This is a genomic window from Kribbella albertanoniae, assembly GCF_004348455.1.
GTDB lineage: Bacteria > Actinomycetota > Actinomycetes > Propionibacteriales > Kribbellaceae > Kribbella > Kribbella albertanoniae.
This window is the reverse complement of record NZ_SMKA01000329.1, coordinates 1-9,705: the sequence shown is the minus strand read 5'-3', so window position 1 is coordinate 9,705 and position 9,705 is coordinate 1. Positions and strand designations below refer to the sequence as shown.

The following is a 9,705-nucleotide window of genomic DNA, read 5'->3' as shown; positions in this document are numbered from 1 at the left end:
GTGTTCGGGGTGGATCGGCGGCGGCGAGGGCAATTGCTGGAGGACGGGGTGGGGGTGATTCGGCAGGCCTGGGCCGGCGAGCTGGGAGTGACGCCGCGGCCGGGGAACGCCGTACCGATTTATGTGGCTGGGGTGACGGCGGCCGGGTTGCGGCGAGCGGCGCGGGTTGGTGACGGGGTGATCGTTTATTGCGCTACGCCGAAGGATTTTGTGGCTCGGCGGCGGCTGATGGAGGAGGTGCTCACGGAGGTACCGCCGCTCGTTTGCACGGGGATCATGCACGTGGATGAGGACGCGGACCGGGCGTGGGCCGAGGCGGCGCCGGGGATTGCCTACCTGGAGGGCGAGATCGCGTCGTACGGCGGGAACGAGCCGCCCGTGTTGCGGCGGGAGGATTACTTGGTCGGTACGCCGGAGGAGGTGGCGCGGCGGTTGATCGCGCTGCAGGCGGAGACGCGGTTCGTGGAGTTCGCGCACTGGATGCGGTTGCCGACGATGTCGCACGCGGCGGCCATGCGGTCGCTCGAGTTGATCGCGCGTCGGGTCGTCCCGGCGGTGCGGGCTGGGGTCGGGCGATAGCTTGGGGGGACCTGCTAGCTGAGGAGACGGCGTGGTTGGACGGGTTGTGGCGACGGTGGCTGCGTTGGCCTTGGTGGTCGGGTGTTCCGAAGGGGGTGCGACGCCGGCGCCCAGCCCCTCCGGTACGACGGGGGCACCGGCGACCGGTAGTCAGGTCAAACTGACGGTGGCGTCGACCGTGGTGAGCGGGATTCAGGTCCCCTGGGGGCTGGCGTTCCTCCCGGACAAGAGCGCGTTGGTGGCTGAGCGCGACTCCGGGAAGGTGAAGCGGGTCGTCGACGGGAAGGCGACCGAGGTCGGGACGGTCGACGGGGTCGATGCCTCGTCGGAGGGTGGCCTGCTCGGGCTCGCGGTCGACCCCAAAGCGCCGTACGTGTATGCGTACTTCTCGACCAGCAATGACAACCGGATCGCGCGGCTGACGTACAAGGACGGGCGACTGTCGGAGCAGACCACGATCCTCGAGGGGATCCCGCAGGCCGCGATCCACAACGGCGGGCGGTTGCGGTTCGGCCCGGACGGCTTCCTGTACGCCGGGACCGGCGACGGTGGCGATCGGCCGAACTCGCAGAACGACGACTCGCTGGGCGGGAAGGTCCTGCGGATCACAACCGACGGCAAGGCGGCGCCGGGGAATCCTGATGGCCGGATGTGGATCAGCAAGGGGCACCGGAACGTGCAAGGGCTCGCGTTCGACGGGAGTCAGCTGTACGCCGCCGAGTTCGGACAGAACACGTGGGACGAACTGAACGCGGTCACGCCCGGCGCGAACTACGGGTGGCCGGCGGCTGAGGGCGCCGAAGGGCTGGACGGGATGGTCGACCCGATCGCCCAGTGGAAGACGAGTGAAGCGTCGCCGAGCGGGGCAGCGTTTGCCCAGGGCCACGTTTTCATGGCCTCGTTGCGGGGCGAGCGGTTGTGGGCGATTCCGGTGGCGGGTGGCAAGCGGGTCGGCGAGCCGCAGGCGTTCTTCGTCGGCGAGTACGGACGGTTGCGGACGGTGGAGGTCGCGCCGGACGGCTCGTTGTGGCTCACGACTTCCAACACCGACGGACGTGGCGAGAGCCGAGATGGCGACGATCGGATCCTGCGAGTGACGATCGGATGATGACTGGCTGAAGGACAGTTGTTGCGTGACTGTCATCTGACTCGTCAACCGTTTGAGGATTTCGGCCGTCTGGTACTAGTGGGGAGGAACCCCTTACCTAGCAGCATTTTTCGAAGGAGTTGGTATGGTGCCCGACCAGGCGTCCGTCGTCCCTAGCAGTGTCGTCGCTTCGGTGAGCACCTTTGCGGATGCTCAGCAGACAGTCGGCTATCTGCGCAGTTACGGGATGGACTCACGAAGCCTGGAGGTGGTCGGCGCCGAGCTGCGGCTGTCGCGCAGACAGGCTGCGGTGCCGGTCGTGCGGCGGACTCTGCTGAGTGCCGGCGCGGGCGCGCTGCTTGGGGTGCTGAGCGGGGTCTTCGTCACGCTGGTGGCCGAGACGACGCTGACCGCGTTCTCGGTCCTGCTGTGGGGATTCGTGTACGGCGTGCTGGTCGGCGCACTGTGGGGGCTCTTCCAAGGACTCGTGCGGAACCGGCCGGATGCACCGGCGGTCGAGGTGATCACGCCGTCGTACTACGAGGTGCGCTGCGCAGTCGAGGACGCCTCAGTGGCACTCAGTCTGCTGGGTGCCGAGCCTGAGGTTGAGCCCGAGCCGCTGCTGTCGCAGTTGCTCGTGGAGCCGCCCGCGCCGTACGTCGAGCCCGAGCCGGTGGTGCGGTACGTCGACCCCGAGCCCGAGCCGGTGGTCGAGGTGGAGCGGGAGCCCGTGGCAGTGTCGCGGCACCTGGTCGAGCCGCCCCCGCGCCGTGAGGTCGTCCGCGAGCCGCGGCCGGAAGCTGCGCCGCAGTCGGTTGAGGAGTCGAAGCCGGTCGTGGAGTCGAATCCGGTGGCGGAGTCGAAGCCTGCGCCCGACGAACCCGTGACCAAGGCACCCACACCGGAGACGCCCGCGATGGCAGAGCCTGCAGCGCAGGAGTCCGCGGGTGATGAGCCTGGGGACAGCACGCCAACGGATCACGAGAAGCCTCCGGTGCGGCGGCAGCCGGCGCAGACGAGCCGGAAGGCCCGCGCGAAGAAGAAGACAGCACGCACGAACGCCGCCTGACCAGCGTGGATCACTCCGAGTTCCGCCGTACGGCGGTCGCCCCTGTGCTGACCGCCTACGCCGGAACCCCCGGGGTCGATGCGGTCATGCTCGGCGGATCCACCGCTCGGGGCGATGCGGATCGCTGGTCGGATGTCGAGGTCGGCGTGTTCTGGGCCCGGCCCCCGACCCTGGCCGAGCGCCTGGTCGCCCCGAGCGTTCGCCCGGGGACGCCGGAGGACGGCAAGTCCCCGTGGTACGACTATCTGTCGCTCGACGGACTGGCGGTCGACGTCGAACACGCCCTGTCGACCAAGGTCGAGGAAACCCTCGACCTTGTACTCGATGCCTGCGTTCCCGACCCCGACGGCCTCACCCTGCTCAAAGGCCTCGTCGACGGCCGGGAGATCGGCGGATCCCGACCGGAGCTCGTCGAGCGATGGCAGCACCGGGCGGCGACGTACCCGCGCGGTCTCGCGATCGCGATCGTCGAGCAGCACGGGCCGATCGACAAGTTCTGGCGGTGCCAGATGCTGATCGAGCGGGACAACCCCGTGCTGCTGGCGCGCGAGTTCCTCCGGATGAGCAACCAACTGCTCGCCGTACTGCACGCAGTGAACGGCCGCTACAGCGGTCACGTCCTAGCCTTCAAACGCCTGGACGCGCTGGAAGCCGACCTAACCCACGCCCCACGTCAACTGGCGACGCGGTTACGAGCAGTCTTCACCGCTCCCCCACCACAGGCTGCTGACGAACTACGCCACCTGATCGAAGAAACCTACGACGTCATCGAGGCCCAACTCCCCGAAGTAGACGTCACCCACCTACGAACCCGCTTCCGCACAAACCGCGCACCCGTAGGCCCCGCGGACAACTGAGCAAGGCACGCAGCGGACCGCCCCCACTGACCAAGTCCCGTACCACCCAACCCACCACGCTCACCGCCAACCACCAACCGCCGCCGAACGCACTTGATCAGTGGCCCACGTCCACCCGCCCAAAATCCCAGATCCACAACCACCTGCTCCCGCGACTGAGCCCACTGTGCTCGCTTGGAAGGTGGAGCAGGCGGATGCGTGGGAGGAGCACCCGCTGTTGCTGATGCTGCGGGGCGCGCGCCGGACTGATGTCCGGGAGGGGCCGCAGGACGGGTGGAACGGGTGGTGGGGCGCTGAGCCCCACCACCCGACCGAACTAGATGCCGAGTTTGGCGTTCAGGAGTTCGCGGACCTTCGCCGCGTCCGCCTGGCCGCGCATGTCCTTCATGACGGCGCCGATGAGGGCGCCGGCTGCGGCGGGCTTGCCGGAGTTGACCTTCTCGACGACGCCCGGGTTGGCGGCGATGGCTCGGTCGATGGCTTCCAGCAAAGGACCGTCGTCGGAGACGAGGGCCAGGCCGCGCTTCTCGATGACCTCGGCCGGGGTTCCTTCCCCGGCCAGCAAGCCTTCGAAGACCTGGCGGGCCAGCTTGTCGTTAAGGGTGCCTGCGTCGACAAGCTTCTGCACCTCGGCGACCTCAGCCGGGCCGACCGGCAAGGCGTCGAGATCGGTACCGGACTCGTTGGCAAACCGGGCCAGCTCACCCAGCCACCACTTCTTGGCGGCAGCAGCGGCAACCCCGAGGTCGATCGTCAGAACGATCGACTCCAACGCACCGCTGTTGATGACGTCGCGCATCTCGAGATCGGTGAAACCCCAGTCGGTCTGCAACCGCACGCGGCGCAGCGAGGGCGCCTCGGGCAGGGTCGCCCGCAGCTCCTCGACCCATTCGCGCGACGGCGCGACCGGGACCAGGTCCGGCTCGGGGAAGTAGCGGTAGTCGTCGGCGTCCGACTTCTCCCGGCCCGAGGTGGTGATGCCGGTGTCCTCGTGCCAGTGCCGAGTCTCCTGCAGGATCTTGCCGCCGGCGTTCAGTACGGCGGCCTGCCGGGTGATCTCGTACGTGATCGCGCGCTCGACCGAGCGGAACGAGTTCACGTTCTTGGTCTCGGTCCGTGTCCCCAAAGCCGTCGCACCGGAAGGCTTCAGCGACACGTTGGCGTCACACCGCAGCGAGCCCTGGTCCATCCGCACATCAGAGACATCCAGCGCGAGCAGCAGATCGCGCAGCTGGCTCACGAACGCCCGTGCGACCGCAGCGGCCTTGGCCGGCGGGACCTCGATCGTCTTGGTGACGATCTCGATCAGCGGGATACCGGCCCGGTTGTAGTCGACCAGCGAGTGCGACGCGCCCTGGATCCGGCCGGTCGCGCCACCGACGTGAGTGGACTTGCCGGTGTCCTCCTCCATGTGGGCGCGCTCGATCTCGATCCGGTACGTCTCCCCGTCGACCACAACCTCGGTCCACCCGTTGAAGGCGATCGGCTCGTCGTACTGCGAGGTCTGGAAGTTCTTCGGCATGTCCGGGTAGAAGTAGTTCTTCCGGGCGAACCGGCACCACTCGGCGATCTCGCAGTTCAGCGCGAGGCCGATCTTGATTGCGGACTCGACCCCGCGCCGGTTCACCACCGGCAGCGCGCCGGGCAGGCCGAGGCAGACCGGACACGTCTGCGTGTTCGGCGGGGCGCCGAACTCGGTCGGGCAGCCGCAGAACATCTTCGACTTGGTGTTCAGCTCGACGTGGACCTCGAGACCCATCACCGGGTCGTACTGCGCGAGGGCATCGTCAATGGCGACAACATCCGCGGTCATCGGGTCACCTCCAGCTCCGGGGCCTTCGTCATCAGTACGCCGCCCCACTGCTCGGCCAGCGCGGACTCGAGCGCGGCACCGACCGTGTACAGCAGGTCGTCGCGCATCACCGGCGCCATCACGTGGAAGCCGACCGGCAGACCGTCCTCGTCGGCCAGGCCGCACGGGAACGACGCGGCCGCGTTGCCGGCCAGGTTGGACGGGATCGTGCAGAGGTCGTTCTTGTACATCGCGATCGGGTCGTCGATCCGGTCACCGATCGCGAACGCCGTGGTCGGCGTCGCGGGCGAGACCAGCACGTCGACCTGCTCGTAGGCCTTGGTGAAGTCCTGGGCGATCAGCGTCCGGACCTTCTGCGCCTGACCGTAGTACGCGTCGTAGTAGCCGCTCGACAGCGCGTGCGTGCCGAGGATGATGCGCCGCTTGACCTCGTCGCCGAACCCGGCCTCGCGGCTCAGGCTCGTCACCTTCTCGGCGCTGTTCGTGCCGTCGTCGCCGACGCGCAACCCGTACCGCATCGCGTCGAACTTGGCCAGGTTGGACGAGGCCTCGCTCGGCAGGATCAGGTAGTACGCGGGCAGTGCGTACTGGAAGTGCGGGCACGAGACCTCGACGACCTCGGCGCCCAGCTTGGTCAGCAGCTCGACCGCCTCGTGGAAGCGAGCCTCGACACCGGGCTGGTACCCCTCGCCGCCGAGCTCCTTGACCACGCCGATCCGCAGACCGGACACATCACCGTTGCGCGCGGCCGCAACCACCGGCGGCACGTCCTGGTTGATCGAGGTGGAGTCCAGCGGGTCCCACCCGGCGATCACCTCGTGCAGCAGCGCCGCATCCAGCGTCGTCCGGGCACACGGCCCCGGGGTGTCGAGTGACGAGGCCAGGGCAATCAGTCCGTACCGCGAAGTCCCGCCGTACGTCGGCTTCACGCCGACTGTCCCCGTGAACGCACCCGGCTGCCGGATCGAGCCGCCGGTGTCGGTGCCGATCGCGAGAGGTGCCTCGTACGCCGAGATGGCGGCGGACGAACCGCCGCCGGAACCACCGGGGATCCGGGCGAGGTCCCACGGGTTGTGCGTGGTCCCGTACGCCGAGTTCTCGGTGGAGGAGCCCATCGCGAACTCGTCCATGTTGGTCTTGCCGAGGATGACGATGCCGGCCGCCTTCAGCCGCTTCACCACGGTCGAGTCGTACGGCGGCTTCCAGCCCTCGAGGATCTTCGAGCCGGCGGTGGTCGGCACACCCTCCTGGGTGAGCACGTCCTTGAGCGCCAGCGGAACCCCGGCCAGCGGGCCGAGCTTTTCGCCGGCCGCACGCTTCGCATCGACGGCGGCGGCCTGGGCCAGCGCACCCTCGGTGTCGACGTGCAGGAACGCCTTCACACTGCCGTCGACGGCACCGATCCGGTCCAGATGCGCCTGCGTCACCTCGACCGAACTGGCCTGCTTCGACACCATCAGCTCCGACAGCTCGACCGCGGTCTTCCTGGTGAGGTCGCTCATGTCAGTCCTCCTCCAGGATCCGCGGCACCCGGAATCGCTGCGCCTCGGCTGCCGGGGCGCCGGACAGCGCCTGCTCCGGGGTGAGGCACGGGACGTTCTCGTCCTCGCGCATCACGTTCGTCAGCGGCAGGGCGTGCGAGGTCGGCGGAATGTCGTCCGCCGCGACCTGGCTGACCTGCCCGACCAGGGTGATGATCTGGTCGAGCTGTGGCGCGAGGTGATCGAGCTCGGCGTCGCTGAGCTCGATCCGCGCCAGTCGCGCCAGGTGCGCAACCTCTTCGCGGGTAATCGATGGCATGAACTGAATCCAATGTGTCTGGTGATACTGGAGGAACTGACCGCCGGCGGTGCACGAAATGGCCACCGCCGGTTGCCACGTTCGTCGCCATCTTAGGGGGCGGCTGTGACATGTTTATTTCCTCGTCCCCGTTGACGCTTCGAGAGGGCCCGGGCGTGTTGCGGGTTCCGCTCTGTAACATGGGCGGCGACAGGGCGTTACGCGCAAGGTGATCGGCTGGGAGATGATCGTTCGGTGTTCCTGCTGCGATTGATCATCCCGGACCGGCCCGGTTCGCTGGGCACGGTGGCCACCGCCCTCGGTGAGGTGAGTGCCGACATCCACGCGATCGAGATCGTCGAGCACCGCCGCGAGAACGGCACCGCGGTCGACGACATCGTGGTCGACCTGCCCCCGGGAGTCCTGCCGGACCGGCTGGTCTCGGCCTGTAACAGCGTGGACGACGTCGAAGTAATCTGGTTCTCCCGGTACGGCGCCGGCGGCGGACTGCACATGGACCTCGAAGCCGTCGAGCAGATGACCTCTGCGCCGGCGGACGCGATCGACCTCCTGATCGAGCAGACCCCGGCCGTGCTGCACGCCGACTGGGCCGTGCTGCTGGACGGGACGGGTTCCGAGGTGAAGGTCGCGCTGGAGACCAGCGCCACTCCGGAGTTCGGTGACGTGGCGGCGGCCTGGCTGCCGCTCGAGAAGGCCACCACCCTGGAGGCCCCGGACCACAAGGGACTGTCCGAGTCCGTGCTGGTCGCGGCGCCGCTGGAGTCCGACCGCCGGATCATCGTGGTCGGCCGTCGCGGCGGACCGGAGTTCCTCGGCTCGGAGGTCGCTCGACTGAGCTACCTCGCCTCACTCGCAGTCACCATTCGCGCCACCGCCTGAGCCGCCGTACTTCCAGCTATCCCAGCTGGAAGTACGTGAACGTCCAGAGCCCCGCTAGCACCAGCAGCACCAGGACGCCGACCAGCGACACGATCAGGATCGCCTGGCTGTTGCTGCCGCTGCGCTCCGGGAGGTCGAACTGGGTAGGGCCCCAAGGCCCACCCCCGTCGACCCGCTGGGCCGCCTCAGGCGGTGGGGCCACCACCGCCTGCTCGACCCGCTTCTCCCGGGGCAGCTTCATCAGATCTCCGCCGATCAGCTCAGACGTAGTACGACTCAGCATCGATGTTAATCGTCCGGGACAAGAACTCGTCCCGGTCGTTGTTCCTGATCTCGACCTTCCAGCCACCGATGTACGCCGCGGCCGGCTTGCCGTCGTTGTGCTTGCCGATGAATTCCTTCAGTGCGGCCGCATCCGGGCCCTTGAGCGCACCGAACGCGTCGCCGACGACCGTCGGCCAGGCCGCCTCCGCGGCGTCCTTGCGACCGGAGACACTGATCTCGAGTCGCTTCACGCCACCGTTGGAGGAGCCGTACCCGAAGATGCGCTGCGAACCGTAGTCGCCGACCTTCTTGGAGCACATCACCTTGCAGTCGTAGCCCTTCGCCGTCAGCGCGCTCTTCAGCTGCGCCTCCGTCGTCTGCCACGTCTTCTCCGGAATCTTCATCGACTCCTCACCGGACTTGCGCCCTGCCAGAGTCACAGAACTGTCGTTGCTCAGCCGGAACTCGCCCCACGAGGTGCCGACCCGGTCCGACTTCTGACCGGTTTTCACCGCGTCCTGGATCTTCTTCACCTCGCTGCCACCGAAGGTGTCGTTGCCGAGCGCCTGCAGCGCGGCGTCGAAGTTGACCGCTGCGTTGTTGCGGTTGTCGTCGTCGCGTGAGGTCAGCTCGACGCTGATGATCGACCCGTCCTTGGTGAACTGGAAGATCGCGTCGATCTGGGTCGGGCCGTCGTACTTGAAACAGCCACGGTGTGCACCTGCGTCGTTGTTGAACAGATCGCTGCACTGGAAGCCGATGCCCTGGAGCTTCTGCGTCGCGGCCTCGGCCTGACCGGATGCGTTCCCGGTCCCACCACCGCCGTTGGTCGCACCGGAGGTCGGGTTCGAGCCCGGCTCGGCGGTCGGGCTGTCGTCGCCGCCGAGGCCACGCACGACCAGCACGATGATCAGGCCGATGATCAGGATCAGGAGCACGCCACCACCGATCACCAGCGGCATCTTTTCCTTGCCGAAACCACCCGGTCCGTTGGAGCCACCGGAGCCGGCGCCCGGCTGCCAGGGCTGCTGGCCACCCTGCTGCTGGTGCCATCCGCCCTGCTGCTGGCTGCCCTGCTGTCCCCAGGCCTGCTGCTGGTAAGGCTTCTGCTCGCCCTGCGGCGTCCGCTGGCCCCAGCCCTGGGCAGGCTGTCCCTGCTCAGGCTGACCCTGCTGCGGGGGCTGCTCCGGCTGACCGGGCTGCGGCCGGCCAGGCTGCTGTCCCCAGCCGCCACCACCCTGCTGCGGAGGCTGGCCTTGCTGCGGCTGCTGCGGGTTCTGCGGCTGCTGTGGGTTCTGCCCCCAGCCGCCACCACCCTGGGCAGGAGGCTGCTGGCCCCAGCCGCCCTGACCTCCTT

The 9,705-nt window shown here is 68.2% G+C and carries 10 protein-coding genes; 5 read left to right on the top strand and 5 right to left on the bottom strand.

Annotation, left to right across the window (positions count from 1 at the left end; all coding sequences use genetic code 11):
• From E1261_RS39965 to E1261_RS39950, 4 genes are all read left to right on the top strand, one after another.
• Positions 1-579: LLM class flavin-dependent oxidoreductase (locus tag E1261_RS39965; protein WP_238176739.1), on the top strand; the 579-nt coding region annotated here is incomplete at its 5' end.
• A gap of 31 nt (positions 580-610) precedes the next feature.
• Positions 611-1,687 (top strand): PQQ-dependent sugar dehydrogenase, encoded by a 1,077-nt coding sequence (locus E1261_RS39960; RefSeq protein ID WP_132414961.1) that lies wholly within the window; start codon positions 611-613, stop codon positions 1,685-1,687.
• 124 nt (positions 1,688-1,811) lie between these two features.
• Positions 1,812-2,735: a hypothetical protein gene (locus tag E1261_RS39955; protein WP_132414960.1), complete on the top strand. Its 924-nt coding sequence runs from the start codon at positions 1,812-1,814 to the stop codon at positions 2,733-2,735.
• A 5-nt stretch (positions 2,736-2,740) separates the two neighbouring features.
• Complete coding sequence (locus E1261_RS39950) at positions 2,741-3,592, top strand: nucleotidyltransferase domain-containing protein (protein ID WP_132414959.1); 852 nt, start codon at positions 2,741-2,743, stop codon at positions 3,590-3,592.
• 316 nt (positions 3,593-3,908) lie between these two features.
• Here the strand turns inward: E1261_RS39950 and gatB are convergent, their stop codons facing one another.
• The 3 genes from gatB to gatC are packed head-to-tail and all read right to left on the bottom strand — an operon-like array spanning position 3,909 to position 7,205.
• Positions 3,909-5,405, bottom strand: coding sequence for an Asp-tRNA(Asn)/Glu-tRNA(Gln) amidotransferase subunit GatB (gene gatB, locus E1261_RS39945; RefSeq protein WP_132414958.1), 1,497 nt, complete (start codon positions 5,403-5,405; stop codon positions 3,909-3,911).
• Positions 5,402-6,907: an Asp-tRNA(Asn)/Glu-tRNA(Gln) amidotransferase subunit GatA gene (gatA, locus tag E1261_RS39940; RefSeq protein ID WP_132414957.1), complete on the bottom strand. Its 1,506-nt coding sequence runs from the start codon at positions 6,905-6,907 to the stop codon at positions 5,402-5,404. Before gatA ends, gatB begins: the two co-directional genes overlap by 4 nt.
• 1 nt (position 6,908) lies before the next feature.
• Complete coding sequence (gatC, locus tag E1261_RS39935; protein ID WP_132177301.1) at positions 6,909-7,205, bottom strand: Asp-tRNA(Asn)/Glu-tRNA(Gln) amidotransferase subunit GatC; 297 nt, start codon at positions 7,203-7,205, stop codon at positions 6,909-6,911.
• Between the two features lie 234 nt (positions 7,206-7,439).
• Here gatC and E1261_RS39930 point away from each other — a divergent pair, with 234 nt between their 5' ends.
• Positions 7,440-8,084, top strand: coding sequence for an ACT domain-containing protein (locus tag E1261_RS39930; RefSeq protein ID WP_132414956.1), 645 nt, complete (start codon positions 7,440-7,442; stop codon positions 8,082-8,084).
• A gap of 16 nt (positions 8,085-8,100) precedes the next feature.
• Here E1261_RS39930 and E1261_RS39925 read toward each other — a convergent pair whose 3' ends face one another.
• Positions 8,101-8,367 (bottom strand): hypothetical protein, encoded by a 267-nt coding sequence (locus E1261_RS39925; RefSeq protein ID WP_238176738.1) that lies wholly within the window; start codon positions 8,365-8,367, stop codon positions 8,101-8,103.
• The coding region (locus E1261_RS39920) for a hypothetical protein (protein WP_238176737.1) at positions 8,345-9,705 on the bottom strand (1,361 nt) is incomplete at its 5' end. The genes E1261_RS39920 and E1261_RS39925, both read right to left, overlap by 23 nt.

Excerpts from the sequence above, each read along its gene's own strand:
- E1261_RS39955 (WP_132414960.1), top strand. The coding sequence starts at position 1,812 with ATGGTGCCCGACCAGGCGTCCGTCGTCCCTAGCAGTGTCGTCGCTTCG.
- gatC (WP_132177301.1), bottom strand. The coding sequence starts at position 7,205 with ATGCCATCGATTACCCGCGAAGAGGTTGCGCACCTGGCGCGACTGGCG.
- E1261_RS39925 (WP_238176738.1), bottom strand. The coding sequence starts at position 8,367 with ATGCTGAGTCGTACTACGTCTGAGCTGATCGGCGGAGATCTGATGAAG.
- gatA (WP_132414957.1), bottom strand. The coding sequence starts at position 6,907 with ATGAGCGACCTCACCAGGAAGACCGCGGTCGAGCTGTCGGAGCTGATG.
- gatB (WP_132414958.1), bottom strand. The coding sequence starts at position 5,405 with ATGACCGCGGATGTTGTCGCCATTGACGATGCCCTCGCGCAGTACGAC.